This is a genomic window from Lederbergia citrea (genome assembly GCF_018343525.1).
Classification (GTDB): Bacteria; Bacillota; Bacilli; order Bacillales; family Bacillaceae_C; genus Lederbergia; species Lederbergia citrea.
The window spans coordinates 662,603-682,759 of sequence record NZ_JAGYPH010000002.1; the positions used below are offsets into that span (position 1 = coordinate 662,603).

The 20,157-nt window shown below is 37.0% G+C and carries 17 protein-coding genes and 1 other RNA gene; 10 read left to right on the plus strand and 8 right to left on the minus strand.

All coding sequences use genetic code 11. From position 1 onward, the window contains the following. Positions 1-3: 3 nt before the first annotated feature. The 3 genes from KHA88_RS12220 to KHA88_RS12230 form a co-directional block, all read right to left on the minus strand. Positions 4-252: a sporulation protein gene (locus tag KHA88_RS12220; RefSeq protein ID WP_213122074.1), complete on the minus strand. Its 249-nt coding sequence runs from the start codon at positions 250-252 to the stop codon at positions 4-6. Between the two features lie 255 nt (positions 253-507). Further along, a non-coding RNA gene (ssrS, locus tag KHA88_RS12225) (6S RNA) lies at positions 508-690 on the minus strand. A 199-nt stretch (positions 691-889) separates the two neighbouring features. Continuing rightward, on the minus strand, positions 890-2,530 hold the full coding sequence (locus KHA88_RS12230) for a glycerol-3-phosphate dehydrogenase/oxidase (RefSeq protein WP_430413702.1): 1,641 nt from the start codon (positions 2,528-2,530) through the stop codon (positions 890-892). 343 nt (positions 2,531-2,873) lie between these two features. Between KHA88_RS12230 and KHA88_RS12235 the strand changes: the two genes are divergently transcribed. Next, positions 2,874-3,437 (plus strand): glycerol-3-phosphate responsive antiterminator, encoded by a 564-nt coding sequence (locus KHA88_RS12235; protein WP_213122076.1) that lies wholly within the window; start codon positions 2,874-2,876, stop codon positions 3,435-3,437. A gap of 600 nt (positions 3,438-4,037) precedes the next feature. Then, on the plus strand, positions 4,038-4,967 hold the full coding sequence (tagU, locus tag KHA88_RS12240) for a polyisoprenyl-teichoic acid--peptidoglycan teichoic acid transferase TagU (protein ID WP_213122077.1): 930 nt from the start codon (positions 4,038-4,040) through the stop codon (positions 4,965-4,967). A gap of 63 nt (positions 4,968-5,030) precedes the next feature. Here the strand turns inward: tagU and KHA88_RS12245 are convergent, their stop codons facing one another. Further along, entirely contained in the window at positions 5,031-5,684 is a 654-nt protein-coding gene (locus tag KHA88_RS12245) for a competence protein ComK (RefSeq protein WP_213122078.1), read from the minus strand. Between the two features lie 419 nt (positions 5,685-6,103). Here KHA88_RS12245 and KHA88_RS12250 point away from each other — a divergent pair, with 419 nt between their 5' ends. The 5 genes from KHA88_RS12250 (at position 6,104) to KHA88_RS12270 (ending at position 9,240) form a co-directional block, all read left to right on the plus strand. Continuing rightward, positions 6,104-6,598, plus strand: coding sequence for a sigma-70 family RNA polymerase sigma factor (locus tag KHA88_RS12250; RefSeq protein WP_213122079.1), 495 nt, complete (start codon positions 6,104-6,106; stop codon positions 6,596-6,598). A gap of 238 nt (positions 6,599-6,836) precedes the next feature. After that, entirely contained in the window at positions 6,837-7,604 is a 768-nt protein-coding gene (locus tag KHA88_RS12255; RefSeq protein ID WP_213122080.1) for a tyrosine-protein phosphatase, read from the plus strand. 250 nt (positions 7,605-7,854) lie between these two features. Then, positions 7,855-8,346, plus strand: a complete 492-nt coding sequence (locus KHA88_RS12260) for a VanZ family protein (RefSeq protein ID WP_346729185.1) — start codon at positions 7,855-7,857, stop codon at positions 8,344-8,346. 127 nt (positions 8,347-8,473) lie between these two features. Then, the gene (locus KHA88_RS12265) at positions 8,474-8,878 is read left to right on the plus strand and encodes a VOC family protein (RefSeq protein ID WP_213122081.1); all 405 of its coding nucleotides are present in this window, start codon (positions 8,474-8,476) and stop codon (positions 8,876-8,878) included. Between the two features lie 224 nt (positions 8,879-9,102). Further along, the gene (locus KHA88_RS12270; RefSeq protein WP_213122082.1) at positions 9,103-9,240 is read left to right on the plus strand and encodes a hypothetical protein; all 138 of its coding nucleotides are present in this window, start codon (positions 9,103-9,105) and stop codon (positions 9,238-9,240) included. Between the two features lie 164 nt (positions 9,241-9,404). On the opposite strand, the gene KHA88_RS12275 is transcribed toward KHA88_RS12270, so the two are convergent. The 3 genes from KHA88_RS12275 to KHA88_RS12285 form a co-directional block, all read right to left on the minus strand. Then, positions 9,405-11,093, minus strand: coding sequence for a TcaA NTF2-like domain-containing protein (locus tag KHA88_RS12275; RefSeq protein ID WP_213098325.1), 1,689 nt, complete (start codon positions 11,091-11,093; stop codon positions 9,405-9,407). A 190-nt stretch (positions 11,094-11,283) separates the two neighbouring features. Next, a complete protein-coding gene (locus KHA88_RS12280) occupies positions 11,284-12,192 on the minus strand; it encodes a zinc ribbon domain-containing protein (RefSeq protein ID WP_213107847.1) in 909 nt (302 codons plus the stop codon). 1 nt (position 12,193) lies between these two features. After that, complete coding sequence (locus KHA88_RS12285; RefSeq protein WP_213122083.1) at positions 12,194-13,630, minus strand: TcaA NTF2-like domain-containing protein; 1,437 nt, start codon at positions 13,628-13,630, stop codon at positions 12,194-12,196. 529 nt (positions 13,631-14,159) lie between these two features. Between KHA88_RS12285 and KHA88_RS12290 the strand changes: the two genes are divergently transcribed. Then, positions 14,160-16,025, plus strand: coding sequence for a M14 family zinc carboxypeptidase (locus KHA88_RS12290; protein WP_213122084.1), 1,866 nt, complete (start codon positions 14,160-14,162; stop codon positions 16,023-16,025). A 177-nt stretch (positions 16,026-16,202) separates the two neighbouring features. Next, positions 16,203-17,102, plus strand: a complete 900-nt coding sequence (locus KHA88_RS12295) for an RpnC/YadD family protein (protein WP_213122085.1) — start codon at positions 16,203-16,205, stop codon at positions 17,100-17,102. Between the two features lie 103 nt (positions 17,103-17,205). Here the strand turns inward: KHA88_RS12295 and KHA88_RS12300 are convergent, their stop codons facing one another. Continuing rightward, positions 17,206-17,718, minus strand: coding sequence for a DUF6155 family protein (locus tag KHA88_RS12300; protein WP_249313085.1), 513 nt, complete (start codon positions 17,716-17,718; stop codon positions 17,206-17,208). Between the two features lie 115 nt (positions 17,719-17,833). Between KHA88_RS12300 and KHA88_RS12305 the strand changes: the two genes are divergently transcribed. Then, positions 17,834-20,119, plus strand: coding sequence for a TOTE conflict system archaeo-eukaryotic primase domain-containing protein (locus tag KHA88_RS12305; RefSeq protein ID WP_213122086.1), 2,286 nt, complete (start codon positions 17,834-17,836; stop codon positions 20,117-20,119). The last annotated feature ends 38 nt before the right edge of the window (positions 20,120-20,157 follow it).

Genomic DNA, 20,157 nt, shown 5'->3' on the forward strand with positions numbered 1-20,157 from the left:
TTGTTATAAAAGCAATTCATACAACTCATTTAATTCTTTTACACGGATATCATTTTGGACTTGTTTAGCATAGTTAAGTTCTTTATCAAGGATGTCGTTTAAATAGGATGTCTCTTCTTCTTCTAAATCTAGGACGAATCTCCCTTCAGTTCCATAATTCTTCGCTTCCAGCTTTTTATAAATTTGCTTACAAAGATGGTCATCTTCATAGTTAGATAATGATTCACGAAAATAGCTTAATGTATGATCCATATGTTTCTCCTTCTTATAAAAAATGTATTTATCGATACTTAGTCTTTCAAAAAACTTTGTAATTATTCGATTTGGTTGGAGTTTACTCCTTCTAAACGTGGTTCGACTTTTCTTTAGTCAGGAAATCACGAGGACGATGGGGGATTATGGTGGGATGATGTTCAGATAAAATGTCTAGCTTATACAGCGTCATTAAACGCCAAAGAGCTGTCCAGAAAGTCAGTTTTCACTGATTTTCTGGACAGCTCTTTGATAATTGTAGCCACAAATGCCGTACTCGTTATAAAAAGTTTTAAACCACCACTTCTCCAAGTGGGTGTTTGCAGAAACTTTCCTGTAATCCTTTCGAGGAAGGCCTGACATTCCGGTTTCAATGTAAAACTCCCTATAATAAGGTTAGAGTTAAAACTTAATGTCGTACGAACAACGTAGCTTGTACATTTATCATAAGGATTTTTCGTTGATCAATCAATAGGTAAATTTACCCACCGTCAAATCCCTTCAGCAGGGAGTTGAAAAAACAGTTGAAAAAACAGTTGAAAAAACCAAACTATCAACAAAAAAATACCATAGCTATGTCGAAGGTAAGAACACTTTAATCTATTAACGCAGTGGGGGTCAGACACTATTAATCCTATTAATCAATCGCTTCCTGAATCCTTGTTTCAAGGTCTTCAGTTAGTTTCTCTTTCTGTTCTGGTGTCCAGTTCATGATTGCTCCCATATAGTCAATGGCTTCCTTTTGCCATGTTTGGACCCAGTTGATATCAAAGAAAATGGCTCCGGATCTTCTCATGAAAAAATCAACAGGTGTTAATGCCATTTCATAATTGATTGCATAATGAAGCATCAATTTGACCGATAACGGCAGCCCAGAATCCTTTAATACCTCGTCTGCAAGCCCAATGACTGTATCTGAATTAGTTCCGTACATCCCAGCAATTTTTGTGGCTTCTTCCATACTCATTCCGAGTGCTGAAAGTTCTTTCGCCTTTTCAGAAATGAAGGTAGGATAATCTTTCGGCTTATTAAAGTCGCCGCCGGATAATCTCATCGTTTTCGTTACTGATTTTTTACATGTAACACCTTCATCTTGAAACTCTTTGCAAATGAGGTCAGTGATTGTTTCTGCCATTTTTCTATATCCAGTCAATTTTCCACCAGCAATCGTAATCAGACCTGTTTCAGATGTCCAAATTTCATCTTTTCTCGATATTTCTGATGGCCCTCTACCTTCTTCGCGAATCAAAGGCCTTACACCTGCCCAAGTCGATTCAATATCATTCATTCCAACGTTGACTTCAGGGAACATAAATTTAATACATTTCAAAATATATTCCTTGTCTTCAAGTGTTGCCTCAGGATGTTTTAAATCGCCTTTGTATTCAGTGTCAGTCGTTCCGACATATGTTTTCCCGTCTCTCGGAATCGCAAAGACCATCCGGCCATCCGGTGTATCAAAATAAACGGCTTGACTTAGTGGAAATTTAGAGCCATCGATGACAATATGCACGCCTTTTGAATGGAAAAGACTTTTTCCTGTAATTTTGCGGTCCAGACGAATGACTTGCTCAACCCAAGGGCCAGCAGCATTGACGATTTTCTTCCCAAATACATTGTAAAAATCGCCTGTTATTACATCATTAATTTTAATGCCTTCAACTTTTCCATTTGCATCATAAATGAACGCTGCAGCCTTTGTATAATTTAGTAGTTCAGCGCCTTTTTCAAAAGCCTTCTTCGCGACCTCAATCGTAAGCCGGGCATCGTCTGTTCGGTATTCGACGTAATATCCTCCGCCGATGAGCTCGCTTTTATTTAGAAGCGGCTCTTTTTCAAGTGTCTCTTGACGTGAAAGCATCTCGCGCCTTTCTCCACGCTTCACGCCGGCAAGGAAATCATATACTTTCAGGCCTATTGATGTTGAAAATTTTCCAAACGTCCCTTTTTTATAAATCGGTAAAAGCATCCACTCAGGGTGGGTGACGTGAGGGGCATTATTGTAAACAACTTCTCTTTCCTTACCTACTTCAGCAACCATTTTCACTTCAAATTGTTTTAAATATCGAAGTCCACCGTGGACAAGCTTCGTTGACCGACTCGACGTACCAGCAGCAAAGTCTTGCATTTCAATTAGAAGTGTCTTCAACCCTCTCGTTACACAATCGAGGGCTATACCTGTACCTGTAATCCCTCCGCCAATAATGATAACATCATATTTTTCATCTTCGACCTTGCTTAATATTTGTTTCCTCTCAATATATGAAAATAAGCTCAAATGTAACATCTCCTTTAATTATGTCTAGCTCCAGCGCCTAGCCCCACGAGGTCAAATAACCTGAGGCATTAAAAGTCAAAACCGGACTTTTATTGCCTCAGAACATTTGCTTTTCGGAGGCCCGCAGGATGCGGGTCAGGACGGCGTTGCCACAGGACGTGGCGGTCTTAGCCGTTCATCCTATAACAAGGCGCTTACGCTTTTCTATTAATAAAGACCACTACAATGCCCCCGCAAGCTGCAGGGATTGTAATGGTCTTTTCTCATCGTCTCTGACCTAATATTTAATTTTTTTGTGCTACAATAACATTACCATTTTATCGTATTGAAAGGGTGTATTCACATGATGTTAGTAGACATGGTAGAATCTCAAATCATCGCCTCAGTCAAAAAAGAGTCCGATTTACAAACTGCACTCAATAGCAAGGCAAATATCGTTTTCCTTCTCACTGGAGATCTAATGACTATTTCAGATTATATAAACCAGATTCAACAGGCAGGGAAGTATGTTTTTATTCATCTTGATTTTATAGATGGACTGTCTAATTCCAAAAATGCGATCAGTTATGTCGCGAAAAACTGGAAGCCGACTGGCATCATTACGACAAAAAGCCATGTCGTCAAATTTGCAAAAGAAGTTGGTTTAAAAACGATTCAACGAATTTTCTTACTTGACCGAAGTGCCATCAAGAAAGGTGTAGAAATGGCCAAATCCTGTCAACCAGACGCGTTGGAAATCTTACCAGGTATTATCCCAAAAATCATAGATGAACTTTCATCCGAATTAGCATTCCCGATTATCGCAGGCGGACTTATAACTGAACTTACTGAAGTACATGCCGCGCTCGAAGCTGGCGCTCTTGCTGTTTCATCAGGGGATCCCAACATGTGGAACTTTGATTTATAAAGTACATTATCTAAAATATACCTTGGTTGGTGTTCCGACTTTTCAAGTATTTCCAGTGTTTTAATACTGGTCATCACTACTTATATATATATTGTTCCTTCTAGATTAAATATGAAACCTTTCACATACCTCACTCCAATTAAATACATAGCTCCCGCATCGTTATAATATATAGATTAGAGTTTTCAAAGGTTTGGAACTAATAACCAAAACAAAAATGAGATAAATGCCAAATGAAGCCCTATTATATTAAGGACCTGCATTTAGGCTTTCATCTCATCGTCTCTGCCTCGTTATTAATCTACAGCCTAGTATATAATAAATTTGAATAAATGCAAATTTATTGTCTTATTAATTGGTAAAGAAAACCAGTTGGAAATAGGAAATTAGACTGTCGACTATTGTAATTATTAGTAATAAATTCATAGGAAAGATGTAGAATCTGTTAAAAACATGTTGAAAGAGAGAGCATATTGCGTATAATAGAAGTTATGCAAGGTATATGACGCATGTTGTTGAAGCCACTGAAACCTTTTTTAAATATAGACGTCTATTAAAGTGTTGCCTATAAATAGTAGTATGGGAGAAGGGGACAATATGATGGAAAGACACACACCGAAAAAGAAGAGAAAAGGCTTAAAGATTTTCCTAACTGTATTGCTTGTACTTGTTCTTGGGGTCGTTGGGTATGGTTATTCTATTTATCATAACTTGAATAAGGCGGCAACTACTGTTCATAGTCCGATTGATCGGACACCGGAAGTGAAGAGACCAACAGACTTGGCCCTTAATAAAAAAGAGCCGTTTTCAGTGCTTATGCTCGGTATTGACCAACGTGAAGGCGATAAAGGTCGCTCTGACTCAATGATTGTAATTACGGTAAATCCAAAGCTGAAATCGATGGAAATGTTGAGTATTCCGCGTGATACACGCGTTGAGATTGTCGGCAAAGGAATAGATGATAAAATTAACCATGCGTATGCGTTTGGCGGCGTGGAAATGTCGATGAATACGGTAGAGAAGTTCCTTGATATTCCAATCGATTATTATATTAAGATGAACATGGAAGGATTCAAGGAGATTGTCGATGCTGTTGACGGTATAACCGTTAATAATGACCTTGACTTTAAGCAAGACGGCCATCATTTTGCGACAGGAACGCTAAACCTTAATGGTGACGCAGCTTTATCTTATGCACGTATGCGTAAAAATGATGCTCGTGGTGATTTTGGTCGACAAATGCGTCAACGCCAAGTGATTCAGGGAGTTATGAACAAAGGGGCTAATATTACTGCATTGTGGAAATATGACGATGTCCTAAAAGCATTGAGCAATAACGTTGAAACAAACATCTCATTTGCCGAAATGAAAGATATTCAGAAAAACTATGCTGATGCTCGTCATAATATCGAGCAAATTCAGATAGCTGGTAGCGGAGCGACGATCGGTGGCATTTGGTACTATGTTGTTCCACAGGAAGAAGTAGCTAACGTTCAGACTCATCTAAAAGAGCATTTGGAATTGAAATAATAAAATGTAGCATCCGAAGCCTTCATTGGTTTCGGATGCTTTTTTCTTTTGGAGGAGCCTTTGTCAAATATCGTTTTCCTCGCCGGAGCGCCGCTTTAGTTTCGAACAACAACAGTCTTTTTCAGCAGTCTTCCCCTCTTCATTACTGATGTTTAAGTACTGAGTTGGTTGAATGAAGTGATACGTAGTATGGTTTTGTTCTCTAAGTTGAGGTGTTTCACCTTGGGGTTTATGTAAAAAGAAAGAGATTTCCTTAAATCTATCTTCCATGAGGCTTTTTAATTGACGAGCTTTATGAACTTTATTTTTAAAGCTTTTCGCACTACTTAATATGTTAATCGTATGGCCAAATCGTAAAAAAACAATTGTTTCATTACGAAATATAGGTACGGCATTTTTATAATGGCACAATGACAACCAAACGCTGTCCTCTCTTGAAGGGGATTTGCTCGGAAACCAATAAAGACCTAAAGTGCCACTTATCTTTACTGGTGCCATATCGATTTTTCCTAGCCCTAATTTATCCGCGATCCTAGCCACATTTAGACCGTGACCATAATAGTCCATGCTGTATTCAATTATTTCAATCGGTTTCATTCTAACATGAAAGGAACGAGTTCCTTCAATAACTTCCGTAATTAAAGATCCATCCTTATCAAACTTCGGTATTAAAGCAACAGTCATTGGTTTTATTACATAAGGCTCGTACATATTCATAAGCAAATCTCCCTTTCCCTCCCTTATCCATTTTTAAGTTAGTAAGATTCAATCACCACCTTTGCAGCTTTCTTATCTAACTTTTGGCAATTTTCAAACTTCATAGGGATATTGTCTCATAATGAAAAATAAAAGCAAGTTATTTGATGTAATTTGTCGAAAAATAATTCATGAGTTAAATTATTTACTTTCTACTCGTTTTCCAGTGAAAGGTAGAAAAGCGTTTTTCTAAAGAAAATTATGTGTATTTATCGTTTTTGTCTAGGAGAAAATCGGAAACTTGTCTTTTTTTTTGTTTGAAAAGATGGAATTTGTCCGTATTTGTCACATTATGTCGATTCGCTCGAAACAGCGCCTTTTACTATGGTAAGGGTACCCGGGAATACAATTGAAAGCGCGCTTTCCAGGAAGGTATCTGAATGGAAAGTTTCGAGGACCTTGTTGAACAATACACACCGATGATCCATCACATGATTAGATCACTGCATATTTATAAGAATGTGGAAGAATTTTATCAAACGGGTGTGATTGCTCTTTGGGAAGCTCAAGGGAGATATAATCCTGACAAAGGTAAATTTAGCACATTAGCATACTCGTATATTAAAGGAAGAATGATGACTGAATTGACTAGGCAGAAAAAGGTGGAGGAAAATAACGTTTATCCTGAAGAAACTTTTTGGGAGGCAACAGTCGACCATGGTGGAGAGGAGCCGCTTCAGCTGTCGATACTCCTCTCTTATTGCGCCAATCTTACCGACAAACAAAAGCAGTGGGTCGTCTATACTTTTTATCACGACATGACGATCCAGGAGATTGCTGATGCTGAGAAAGTCTCACTTACAGCGGTTAAAAAGTGGCGGACTGGTGCGATGGGGAAAATTAGGGAGAATGTGGAGGAAGGGATTATGGGTTAATAGAGTTATTTCGAAACGCTAGAGGAGATATTCTTCTAGCGTTTACTACGATTATAGAAGGGAAACGATAACTAAAAGACGAATGATCTATTATATGAATTTTGATTATTTAATAAGGTTTCTAATGCAATTTTCAAATTTGTGGAATTTTGTCGATTCTTTTCTACTACTTTCCATTGAACGATAAGTAGGTCTATGGTACCATTTAATTAATTATGAGAAAAAGGAGGTTATTGATTTGATAGACATTCACTGCCACATATTGCCTGGCATCGATGACGGATCAGGTAATTTCACAGAAAGTTTGCTTATGGCAAAACAGGCGAAAAAGGAAGGCATACATACAATCATAGCCACCCCTCATCACCAAAATGGTCGTTATAATAATGTTAAAAGTGATATTATTCAAAAGACGGCTGAGTTAAATGAATATCTCCAGACGGAAAATATAGACGTGAAAATTTTACCTGGGCAAGAAACCCGCATTTACGGTGAACTAATAGAAGACTATGAAGCTGGTAAGATTATGACACTTGATAATGTTTCCAAATATATATTCATCGAACTGCCACCGGACCATATCCCGGACTATACGCACCAACTTTGCTTTGATCTTCAAATGAAGGGCCTCACGCCTGTTATTGTGCATCCAGAGCGGAATGCTGAAATAATTGAACAGCCGGATAAATTATATAGACTCGTAAAAAATGGAGCGGCAACACAAATTACAGCAGCAAGCTTCGCCGGGGATTTTGGTCATAAAATTCAAAAGTTTACCTTCGATTTGGTCGAGTCAAACCTAACCCATTTTATAGCTTCAGATGCACATAACACAAAGAAGCGCAGTTTTAAAATGGAAAAAGCATATGGTTTATTGAAAAAGAAATATGGAACTGACACCTTGTATTATTTTATGGAAAACTCCGAAACGATCGTTGATGGCAAGGATATATACAGGGAAATGCCGGAGAGAGTGAAAAGGAAGAAAATTTTGGGGCTCTTTTGAGTTGTTCATGTTTTGTAAGGATCGGGCAAATAGAAATATGGATAAGAATGATTATCTATATTCCTATTTGCTCGATTTTTTTATCAGAAATGGTTGGGTGACTTGTTTGCTGAAGATGGTTGAAAGCAGAGGAAAAATAGATACATATTTGTTGATAACTCCCAATTTTTTTAATAGAAATTTTGATATAATATACCTTGCTAAAAAAGTTTTGAAGAAATAAATGGGGTTTCCCATTAAGGAGTACTACGTGAAAAATATTTTAAAAGTGATCATGTTACTAATCGTGGCGGGATTAATATATGCATTTTCGTCACAGACCTATGAACAGCAATCCCTCGTTCCAATGATGTGGAAAGTAATCCCTGGTGAACCCTTTAAGGGAATATTGTCGAAACTCGAAATCAATTACTGGGGGCAAGTCATCTCGGTGGAGACGAAAGGTTATTATTATTTTCTTGAGTTTCTCATTCGTAAATTTGCCCATATGTTTTTGTTCGGATGCCTGGCGGTGGCGTTATTCAGTGTAATTATGCTTGCTAAACCAAAAAGAGTATGGCCAGTTGTCTGGATTTCTTTAATTGCAACAGGACTCTATGCATCATTTGATGAACTTCACCAGCTATATACAGGCGGCAGAACACCACTCGTTGCGGATGTATTTCTAGATTTAACAGGAGCCGCAATCGCACTCTTGATCTTTGTCCCAATCTATATGATTCGAAGAAAATTCGGGCGGTGACAGGCACCGCCCGAATTGTGTCGAATTACCCCGGCTACCTTTTAATAATTCAATATAATTGTAAGCGTTTGCTGTATTGGGGTATGATAAAAAAATAAGTAATTGAGATTAATAGGAGGTTTTTACGATGATTAAAGGAATTGGCCATTTGGCTTTTACTGTCGAGGATATGGAAAAGTCATTACATTTTTACTGTGATGTTCTTGGATTTAAAAAGTTATTTGAGCTAAATACTGAAGACAATGAACCTTGGATTGTTTATTTAAAAGTTTGCGAGGGACAATTTATTGAACTATTTTATGGTGGTAGCAAGAATGTAACGATGGATCATACCACTATTGGATACTCGCATTTATGCTTAGAAGTAACCGATATTCACGAGATTGCTGATCACATGAAAAGCCATGGTTTAACGTTAGATGTGGAACCGAAGCAAGGATTAGATCATAACTACCAATGCTGGGTGAAAGACCCAGATGGCAATCGAATCGAATTCATGCAAATGCATCCAGACGCCCCACAAATGAAGTAGATGCTTGGTGCCTGTCACCACACGGATTTTGTCATAATTTGTCGAAGTGAACAAGCCAGCGAATGAATCATTCGCTGGCTTGTTTTTGTTTGCAATAAAGCTATACAGAACTTTTACATTGCCATTAAATCATCTTAACAATTGGGTGGTAAGGTGTTTATAAGGTGATGATACAAGGCAAACTAATGACAGATACTACTCTAATTGAGAAGAGGAGTGTTATTGTGCTAAAAAAACTTTTAACTTTATTTAAAGGTAGTAATAGAGATTATGATACACCTCGTTATTATGAAGAGTATGATGAATTGGATGACGAATTGGATGAGGATTTTGAGGAAGAAGAGGACGTATATTATTTATAATTGTTTGACGGGGCTGACAATCAGTCCTTTTTTTCATTAGAAAAGTGAATGTTGATGAACAGTCTTTTGATATATAGGTTTATAAGGACTGGAACATCAAGATGAATGTTTTCAATGAAAAAAGGCAAGGCCCTCACCATTATAATGTGGCAAAGGCCTGACCTTTATATTTCTTTTGTTTCAAGCAGTTCATGCAATTTCCATTCACCCTCAATGTTTTTCACTAAATTCCTCGTTCGAAATTTCGCTTCTCGAGAGGAATCTGGTTTAATGATGAGAAATGTTTCAACCGTTACTACTTCCCATGTATTATTGTCGATTTTTTTCGATGATTCCACAGAAGTTGAAAGGAATTCTTCAGTAATCTCTTTCGACTCTATGTAATCCAGATAATCTGACTGTTCTTTATATCTTGGACCATTTGGGTTAATCATCCCGGAAACGATCGAGAAGTCCCGATAATTTATTGCCCTCACGCTTTCCTCATTGTATGAATAGATAAACTCTGCTATTTCTTCAGCAGATTCATTATCTTTTATTTGTTGAGATGCAGCTATCACTGCTTTTGAAGGACCATGTAATTGCTTGGATCCAGCAATTGTTTTTGTAGCCGTAAAATCATCATACCATGAGTAGCTTTCGTCACTACTATTTACAAGCCATTTCTTTTCTTTCGGCTCATAGCGTAATTCTAAATCGAGCACTGATTCTACTTTTTCTAAATCAGCTTTTTCACCTAATTCGTGAAAAGCATACTGAAAGAAGAATTTCGCAGGTACAAAAGCATAAATCTCATTGGAATCCATGTCAAAGTTCAAGGAATCAAAGTTTATTTCGATTGAATCTAATTGACCAGTAAAAACCGCATCATTATTCCCATAATCGGATTCTAATTCTTTCATGTATTCTTTGGTCAAGCTAGAAAATATTGATACATCGAGAGCCGCGGTCGCCTGCACGAACTCTTCGCCAAATAATAAAATCGTATCCGAGAGGGAGGCGATCAATTCTTTATTTGTAACATCAGGATCCAGTTGATGATGACTATTTGTTAGGTCAACTTTTTCTGATTCGATCTTTCCCCATGGCGTTTCTAAAACGGCAAAAACGGAAGCGGAACCGTCCAATTTGAATGGGCCGAGCTGTTCAATTTTTAAAAACTCATCGAACTTTACTTTCTTTCCGTTTAATTCAACGTACGCACTGTCGATGGGGGCATTTGTGCGGTTATTAATTTCTAAAGTCACGTAAGACGCTTCCAATTCAACATCGCGGGTAGTCCATTCTCCGAACTCATCAGCCAGTACAATTTTCTCCTTGGAAGAGACTTCTGTAAATTCTCCTTTATAACTGCTTTCTAGCTCATAAACACCGGGCGCCATCGGTCCATAGACGATCCAATGATCTTTGCTTTCTTTAACAGGAAATTTCTCTCCATTAAAGGTGCTTTTTACTCCTTCATAAGGAATCCTCAATTTCGCATATTGTGATTTGAGGAGAACGCTATGCCTTTTAAAAAGGCCGAGCCATTTACCGTTTTCTATCACATGAAACAGTCCATCATCGGATGACAGTTGTGTCGAAGTAATCGATAAAAGCTGATCATTCATGTAATTATTATCTTCCTCGGCTAGTGCTAACAGGGCTTTAGCCTCGGCTTTAGTGATAAACTTCCCGTGGTTGGTGAGCGCTAACTTTTGCAAAGCATTTGAATCTTTTTTACTAATCGCTTCGTAAAATCTTTTCGTTGTATTATCTGCCGAAACATAAGAATTTCCCCATATATAAAAGGAGGTAAATACCAAGATTACAGCGGCTGCAATACATGTGATGATTTTTTGTTTTTTTGTCATTGTTTTTTTCACGTTCGGTATAGTTTTTGAAGTCGTTTCTACTTGCGAAAAGCGGGTGCCGCATTCCGTACAAACATAATCTGTCTCCTTTATTGGGTGACCACATTCTTGGCAAAATCTATTCATTATGAAATACCTCACTTATCTGTTATTAAAAAAGCTCCGATCTCTAAAGAAAGGAGCATAAAGATTAGAAAATATCTGATAAACCTTTAATCATCTGAGTTACACTGCTTATAGTGGAAGATAGGAATACACGGAAATAAATGTAAAATAGTATGCTACTAATACCATAGTAAGCAACAAGACTATAAACTGAATCTATACCTGTAGATTTAGTTTTTAAGTATGTACTAAGTATATAGAAGGGTAGAATTAAGAGCGAAAACACAAAAATCACGTTTAAAAATAAAAAGCCCAGTTCATATAAATTAGCCATAAATATTAACAATGTGGCAAGTGCCAGTACACTAAATGGTGTTAGTAATGTCCCATACACACTTATAATCTCTTTAAATGAGTATCCAGGTCCGAAATATTTATTAATAACAAACATTGATACTGTAATAATCGCGAGTGCTATCAATGTTAAAAAGTATGTTTTGCCAAATACTGAAAAAAAGCTAGGACCTGCAAACTTAAACCCACCCATTAAATCGAATGGGAAGTCTGAAGCTACAAAATTTGCAAATTTACCTATTAGGCCAGCAATTTCTTTTATTAAGTAATAAAAAATGAAACCAATCAATGCAACAAACACCGCAATAGATATCGTTCCATTTACAAATTCCTGTTGTTGATTTTCAAATATTCGTGAAGGTTGCTTCACATAATGTGTAAAATAACTCCAATATTTTTTGGAAGTTGCTTTAACTGTCTCCACGTGAACATTTGGTTGGACAGGCTGTTGTTGAATCACTGCCTGAGATTGTACCGGAGGCTGGTGAGTATATAAAGCAGCTGTTTCATTTGTTGCTGCCGTTTCATTTACAGTTGTCGCCTGGTTTTGCTGGGGAGAAACCTGCTGCACCAAGGCTGAACCACATTTTCCACAAAATTTTCCTGTTTCCTGTTCATTGCCGCAATTTTGACAAAACATTTTAATTACCTCCACCTTTATCAGTATCCAAGATATTAATAGAGTATATTTTATACTCATCTTCAAAGAGCTTTATTGTATATTCTTTTGTTCGATCATAATGTGTAACAGCGCCTTTATGATTCGTAAAAACAAATTTTTCATTCGTAGAAACAATCGCTTGATCAGATGAAATGCTTACATCCGTAACGTCATCTCGAGTAAAATCATAATGAAATGCTTTATCCTCATATTCACCCATAAAGTCCTTCAATTCGGAATAAGCGGGACTCCCCTCCATTAAATAAGGCGAAATATAGGAGAAATCCTGATCATTTAATGCATCTTCATAATCGCTTCTAAAATTTTTCACAAAAGAGGAAAGCTCATCTTCATCAAAGAATTCCGCAGCTATCTCTTCGGAGGTTTTTTCAATGAAATCTTCGTGGTAAGGGAAGGATAGATGGACGGTTTCACCTGCTTGGGCTGTTTCGGAATAGCTTTCGGCCCATTCTCCATTCACTGTCTTTTTTGTAGCATGAATAGTTACTTCCTGATCATCAAAAATGGGACCTAATTCTTTCAGTTCCTTGATTGTTTTTTTAGTAGACTTTCCGTCGATATAAACCAAACTATCCGGAAAATCACCATCAAGCTGAATCATAGAATTTTCTTTCGTAAAACTAAATATATGTTCGCGTTCAGTTGTAGAGATTTTTACATCCCGGGGTACATTATTAGGTATATATGTATTATTCGATTGTACTTCTACCTTATAAAGGCCTGGTAGGAATAATCCTAGGTCAATATTTTTACCTTCAAAGGAATATTCTTTGTTTTCTAGCACCAGTTTTCCTTCATTTAAATCCGCTTCAATTTTTACCAAGGTGGTAATAGGTTCGATGATAATAGATTTATAAATTCCAAGCGTTTTTGTCTGTTGAATCCTAAACAATTCATCTTCGTTTTCATGAACAATCGTCCTCGTCAGTCCATCGTTAGCAACATTCAAAGCATTTTCCTGCAAATGATTTAAAAATAAGGGCATATCCTGATCTTTTACATATGACATATACGCTTCTGGCGAATAAATGACATCTTTAGGTAAGCTTAGCTCTGAAAAAAATGTCTCTTTGTCATCATTAATTAAGGCATTATAAAAGGCCTCGATTTTTCCTTCCGGTGCTGTGAGATTCTTCATCGTAAGGTGGGCTCCCACTAGTGCTACAGCAGCGACAATACTTGCGGTTAATGCGATCTTTTTCCATAGCGGTAATGGTTTTTTCTGGATTGGAGTAATATTTATGGTTGGACTTGGACTCGCATTCGGCGAGAATTCCGGTACGGGCACAGCTGATTCAACCGTAGCGGCAGTTTCTAAGGCAGTTCCGCATTCAGGACAAAAACTATCTGCCTGTGCCAACTTACTTCCACATTGTGTGCAAAACTTTAAAGCCAATTCAAAATCACCTAATTTCAGAAAATGATAGACGTACAGATGACCACTTCCCGTAATGGTGGAAGTGTTATATTAATGATGACAAATAGACCAAATCCCCCCTCCTTTTTCCATATATTTCTTTAAAGTCTACCATAATTTACAAACAATTGTAACGATAATTAGGTAAAAAGATATAGGTCAATTCGGGTGGTGACAGGCACCACCCGAATTTTGTCGAATTGTGATTGCTTAAAATTGTTACTCATACATCGGACAAAGAATTCCTCCCTTTCTTCTTACTGCTTCTGTTTTTATTGCTTCATAACTTTTCTTATTAGGAGATATTATTAAAACTCAACTATGGTTCTTTGTAACTATTCAAATATACCTACAATTTTGGTAAAGTCGGGGAGGGGAATATTGGGATAATTGCTTCAATTTTCCATATGCCTCCTCGAATTTATTGAGTGTACATATTACATACACAATTACTAGCTTGCTAGCTTTAATAGATTACCTTTTTCAAAACATACTAGGGGGAACAGAAGTGCACAAGATTAGAATGCTCATCATTGTTTGCGTATTTTTGCTGTCTACTTTTTCATTTGGCGGGAATACAGAGGCTGCACCTGCGATTGTAAATCCGAATAAAGTATATTCGTATAATCAGATGGTTTCTGATATTAAGAAGCTGCAGCGCGCTTATCCGGATTTGATTCAATTCAAGGTGATTGGTAAATCGGAGTTTGGACGTGATATATATGCGGTTTCGCTTGGAACAGGGCCGGCGACGAGTTTTATAAATGGATCTCACCATGCTCGTGAATGGCTTACAACGAATTTGAATATGTACATGATTGAAGAGTATGCAAAAGCATACCGTAATAATGGAAAAATTAAGGGGTATAACGCGAAAAATATATTAAATTCGACCACGATTTGGTTTGTTCCAATGGTCAATCCTGATGGTGTAACGCTTCAACAGCAGGGGCTTAATGCTTTTCCAAAAAGCGTTCACGCTTCACTTATTAAAATGAACAACGGCAGTAAGAACTTCAAACGTTGGAAGGCGAACGCGAAAGGAATTGATTTGAACCGGCAGTATGATGCAGATTGGAAAACGGTAAAATATAGTCCGAAAAACCCGAGTTTTAAAAATTTTAAAGGAAAAAGCCCGGCAAGTGCCGCAGAAGTAAAGGCTGTTTTGAAGCTGGACAAAGAAATCGATGCCGAAATGGCTGTTGCCTATCATACGAGCGGCAAAATTCTTTACTGGAACTACAAACAGGACAAAGCGACATACAAGCGTGACCTTGTATATGCGAAAGCGATAGGCAAAATGACCGGTTACTCGCTAGTTCACCCTGGAAAAAATCCATCCGGCGGTGGCTATACAGATTGGTTTATTCAGGCCAAAAAGCGACCAGGTTTTACACCCGAAATCTCAAGGTACGTCGTTGAGACCAACCCTCCACTTTCAGAATTTAAAGGAGCTTGGCAAGAAAATCAGGCTGTTGGGCTATATGTAGCCCAAGAAAGCGCGAAACTATATGACGTGCGGATGAAAAAGGAAGCAGATAAACTTGCTATCTCATTAAAATCACTGAGGAAAAAAGCGGATAAATTAAAACTTACATACTATAATAATGTGAAAAAAGAATCTGACTTAAAATTAAAGAAAAGTTTTACAGATTTATACGACTCAGTTGTTAAAGAGACGAAGCAACTCGAAAAGAAAGCGGACAAGCTTCCGAAGAAACATCGGAAAACACTTGATAGTCATTTTAAAGCAATTAATGATCATAAAAACTATGCAAAAGCCTATATTGACGGTATCAAAGCAGGCGATACGCTGGTTACTTCGACGAAGAGTCTTGAAAAACTACTGGTTGACGGTAAAATGGATGCCAATACAATTACTAAACATAAGCAACTTACCAAATCGATTACAGCTACAGAGAAAAAACTAAATAATATGTATGGGAAAAATCCAAAATCACTTGCTAAAAAGAAGTATACTCTTCCTGCAACGATTCTCACTCAAAACACGAAGCATGAAATCGATCGATATAATTTGACGCTACAGATTGAGAAGGATATTAATAATAAGAAAATCGATGCGGCAAAGGCGAATCTCGCTAAGCTTACAAAGCTAGAAGCTGCAAGCAAGGCGGCGAAAGCCGAAGGGAACAAAAAGCATCCGGGAAAATATAAAACATATAGTCGAATCGAAACATTGTTGAAAAATATGAGGACAAAGGTTGAAACAGGACTTGATCAACTCGTAAAAGAGAAGGAAGAGCAAGAAGAGAAGGAAAGAGAGAAGGAAAAAGAACAAGAAAAAGATAAGGAAAAAAATCAGGAAGATAAACAAGAAGAGAAATCAGCATCTGGTGGTGCACCTGGTAAATGATACACCGGATTAATATAGCAACAATATCCCGAAACTAATCGTGGTTTCAGGATATTGTTTTTTTTATGAGAAAATAAATAGAGTGGGAACACTTGTTCTGAGGATGATTACCTGATATAATTTAACTAGAAAAACAACCTCGATATATCCTCATAATCCCCTAAAGGGTGTGTTAAAATGTCATTAACTATGTTCGTACGTGAAGACTCCACCCAGTATATCCATCATGATCAGTTATTTAAGCAGCTTATTCACACGTTTTTTGCAGAGTTTTTAGAAGTGTTTTTTCCAGAGGTTCACGAACACATTGATTTTACTTCAATAAAACCCTTATCTGAAGAAATGTTTACTGATCTTCTTGAAGGTGAAAGTCGGAGAGCCGATATTATCATTGAAACGAAATTAAAAGGACAAGACACGGTGATTATTATTCATGTTGAACCGCAGAGCTATAGTCAACCCAGTTTTCATGAGCGAATGTATCATTATTTTAGCTTGCTTTATAATAAGTACCGTAAACCAATTTTGCCTATTGCGATTTTCAGTTATGACGAAAATCGTTATGAAAGTAATGAGTTTACAATTGAATTTCCTTTTTTTCATGTATTTACTTTTCAGTTCCTTATGCTTGAGTTAAGAAAAATGAATTGGAGAGATTATATTCATTCCAATAACCCAGTCGCGGCTGCATTACTGAGTAAAATGGGGTATACAGATAAAGAAAAGGTTCAAGTGAAAATTGAATTTATGCGGATGTTATTTAAGATGGAAATTGATCCGGCTAAAGCAGAACTGATCAATGGCTTCTTTGAAATGTATTTAAGATTAAACGAAAGAGAGGAGCTACAGCTGATGAAAGAAATTAAACAATTGGATAGGGATGAAGCGGACTTCATATCGAAACTGCCGAATTCGTGGAAGGAAAAGGGACTACAGGAAGGACTTCAAAAAGGAAAAACAGAGGAAAAAAGGAAGATTGCACTAGAAATGCTAAGAGAGGGATTAACCATTGACTTAATCATAAGAATTACGAATCTTAGCCGTGAAGAAATAGACCATTTAAGAAAAAAGCTTTGACAAGACAGTAATTGCGAATTAAAAAGTTGAAAAAAGCTGATAAAGGGATTTTTAGCCCTTATTTTGTGGAACCATATGCACCAATCCCTTTATCTATCTATATTTATTCCTCCTCATCCTCCAGGTGCTGTATTGAGCTATACAAATAAGCTAATTGGTCATGGAATCCCCAGCCCACATCACTAGTGTCTGTTACCACAGCTCTTAATCTATCTGCAAAAATTTGATAATACTCCTCCTCTTCATCACAAATAATTATCACCTTTTCGTACATTGTTGCCATACTTAGATAAAAGCTCTCGTTAATATCGCCGTAAATAGATGTGAATTTAACACCTTGTTCGACGTAATAAAGCATTAAATCCGTTGTTCTTAATCCATCTTCTGTAAGTTTTTTGAAGTCGGAAATAGCTTTTTTTGCTATATTAAGTTGTAATTTGCCAAATCCTCTCTCCGGGAAAAATTCATTTGCAATATTTTTCTTTGCCTGTTCAAACAGTTCCTTCGCAGCTTCTTCTCCAAGAAATCGAACAGATAAATAGGATTGCACGTCCTTATTTTTCTTGTAAAGATCAGCAATTAATTGAATGAGTTCTTTTTGTTCGTATGATTTCAACTGTTTTTAAATCTGTCACCTTTAGTTTCATTATACCACCATCTTTCTTTTGATATTTTCCTAAACCAATTGGATATAATGATATTATACATAAATCCAGTTAGAGGGATAAATTATGAAAGAATATGAACAACTGCTAAAGGAAAACCATTATCTGAAACAATTATTAGCAAAGATGATGAATAATCACGGAACCACTGACTCTGGGAAAATACTAACCAAAAAGTCTCCTTTAAATGAGAAAATACAGCTTTTAAAAAGTTTATTTAAAGGACGTTCGGATGTCTATGCATTAAGGTGGGAATCCAACAGTGGAAGTAATGGATATACACCTGCTTGTGTACACGAATGGCAAAAGCCGATTTGTCAAAAACCGCTCATTAAATGTAGCCAGTGTCAGCATCGTAAGTTGTTACCGCTCACGGATCAAGTGTTTATTGAACATATGAGTGGCAAAAAGACAATAGGTATATATCCATTACTGAAGGAAAATACGTGCTGGTTTTTGGCGGTTGATTTTGATAAAAACCAATGGCAGGCTGATGTTTTAATTTTCTCGGAAACTTGTAATAAGTTAAATGTCCCTTATCATATAGAAAGATCTAGGTCTGGTAATGGGGCACATATATGGATTTTCTTTTCTTCAGCTGTTTTAGCAAGGACTGCTCGGAAATTAGGGATGGTCCTTTTAAGGAAAACAAAAGAAAAAAATGAAGGGTTTCGCTTGGAATCATTTGATCGTCTGCTCCCTAATCAAGATACATTGCCAGAGGGAGGTTTCGGGAATCTTATTGCTCTGCCACTTCAAAAGATTCCTGCTCAAAACGGAAATAGTGTATTTGTTGATGAACAATTCAATCCTTATCCGGACCAATGGATGTATTTATCTTCTGTTCAAAAAATGACAGAACAAGATATTCATAAAGTAATCCAATCTAATGATCAAGAGATGATTTATGAAAACATCTATGAAGTGATGCCGAAAAAAATCAGAATTCAATTGAAAAATGGAATTCATATTAAGAAGAATGGAATCCCTTCTTCTTTATTATTAAAAATGGCGGACATCGCCTCATTTAACAATCCGGAGTTTTACAAAGCTCAAGCAAAAAGATTTTCTACCTATGGAATCCCGAGAACGATCCAGTGTGCCAGTGATGAACAAGAAGAATTGATTCTTCCACGGGGTTGTTTACAAGAGTTACTGGATTTTTTAAAGAAGCAATCGATCCATGTAGATATTTCAGATGATTGTTATGATGGGGAAATCATTGATTCGGAGTTCCATGGGACATTATCGACACAGCAAGATGACGTCGTAAAAACATTGCTGAAAGAGGACCAGGGTACGCTTTCTGCGACTACTGGCTTTGGTAAAACAGTTGTTGCCACTTCGATTATAGCTGAACGAAAGGTAAATACACTCATCATTGTGCATCGTACTCAATTAATGAAGCAATGGGTAGAGCGGCTTGCGGCATTTTTAAAGATACCAGAAAACGAAATTGGACAAATTGGTGGTGGGAAAAGTAAAATCACTGGAAAAATTGATGTCGTTACAATTCAGAGTTTGAATTATGGCGGTCAGTTAAAATCGTTTATCACCCAATATGGGCAAATCATCGTGGATGAGTGTCATATTATTTCAGCCATTACTTTTGAAAGTGTATTAAAACAAATACGCCCAAAATATGTATTGGGATTGACAGCTACGCCGAAACGTAAAGATGGCATGCATCCTATTATTACAATGCAATGCGGGCCTATCCGCTATAAAATCGATGCAAAGGCACAGGCTAAGATTCGCCCGTTTGGTCATCGATTAATAAAGAGAAAAACCAATTTTAGTACGAAGAAAATTGAATTTCATGAGATTTATGAGGAACTTACTTTGGATTCAAAGAGGAATAATCAAATTTTTGACGACGTACTTAAAGCATTGGAAGAAGGGCGATCCCCAATTATTCTAACAGAGCGGCTGGAACATTTAGAAATATTAAAAGCCAAGTTTCAAGGATTTGCCAAGAATATCGTGGTTTTAGCTGGAAACATGAAGAAAAAAGATCAGAAAAAAGAACTTGAAAGGTTAACTACAATTCCTGATAATGAAGAACGACTTGTTATTGCAATTGGAAAATACATTGGAGAAGGATTCGACGATGCCCGCCTCGACACATTATTTTTAACAATGCCTATTTCATGGAAAGGTACATTGCAGCAATATGTCGGTCGTCTTCATCGTGATTACAATAGCAAGCAAGAAGTTCAAGTATACGATTACGTAGACGAAAAAGTCCCTGTTTTAAAGACGATGTATGAGAAACGTTTAACCGGATACAAGTCGATGGGCTATGTAACCGGTGATGGAGAACAAGCTTCAGAGCAGATGAGATTATTTTAATGGCTTGACGTGGAAATTCGACAAAAACCGGGGCGTGC

Excerpts from the sequence above, each read along its gene's own strand:
- KHA88_RS12220 (WP_213122074.1), bottom strand. The coding sequence starts at position 252 with ATGGATCATACATTAAGCTATTTTCGTGAATCATTATCTAACTATGAA.
- KHA88_RS12235 (WP_213122076.1), top strand. The coding sequence starts at position 2,874 with ATGATGTTAGTAGACATGGTAGAATCTCAAATCATCGCCTCAGTCAAA.
- tagU (WP_213122077.1), top strand. The coding sequence starts at position 4,038 with ATGGAAAGACACACACCGAAAAAGAAGAGAAAAGGCTTAAAGATTTTC.
- KHA88_RS12245 (WP_213122078.1), bottom strand. The coding sequence starts at position 5,684 with ATGAATATGTACGAGCCTTATGTAATAAAACCAATGACTGTTGCTTTA.
- KHA88_RS12250 (WP_213122079.1), top strand. The coding sequence starts at position 6,104 with ATGGAAAGTTTCGAGGACCTTGTTGAACAATACACACCGATGATCCAT.
- KHA88_RS12265 (WP_213122081.1), top strand. The coding sequence starts at position 8,474 with ATGATTAAAGGAATTGGCCATTTGGCTTTTACTGTCGAGGATATGGAA.
- KHA88_RS12275 (WP_213098325.1), bottom strand. The coding sequence starts at position 11,093 with ATGACAAAAAAACAAAAAATCATCACATGTATTGCAGCCGCTGTAATC.
- KHA88_RS12280 (WP_213107847.1), bottom strand. The coding sequence starts at position 12,192 with ATGTTTTGTCAAAATTGCGGCAATGAACAGGAAACAGGAAAATTTTGT.
- KHA88_RS12295 (WP_213122085.1), top strand. The coding sequence starts at position 16,203 with ATGTCATTAACTATGTTCGTACGTGAAGACTCCACCCAGTATATCCAT.
- KHA88_RS12305 (WP_213122086.1), top strand. The coding sequence starts at position 17,834 with ATGAAAGAATATGAACAACTGCTAAAGGAAAACCATTATCTGAAACAA.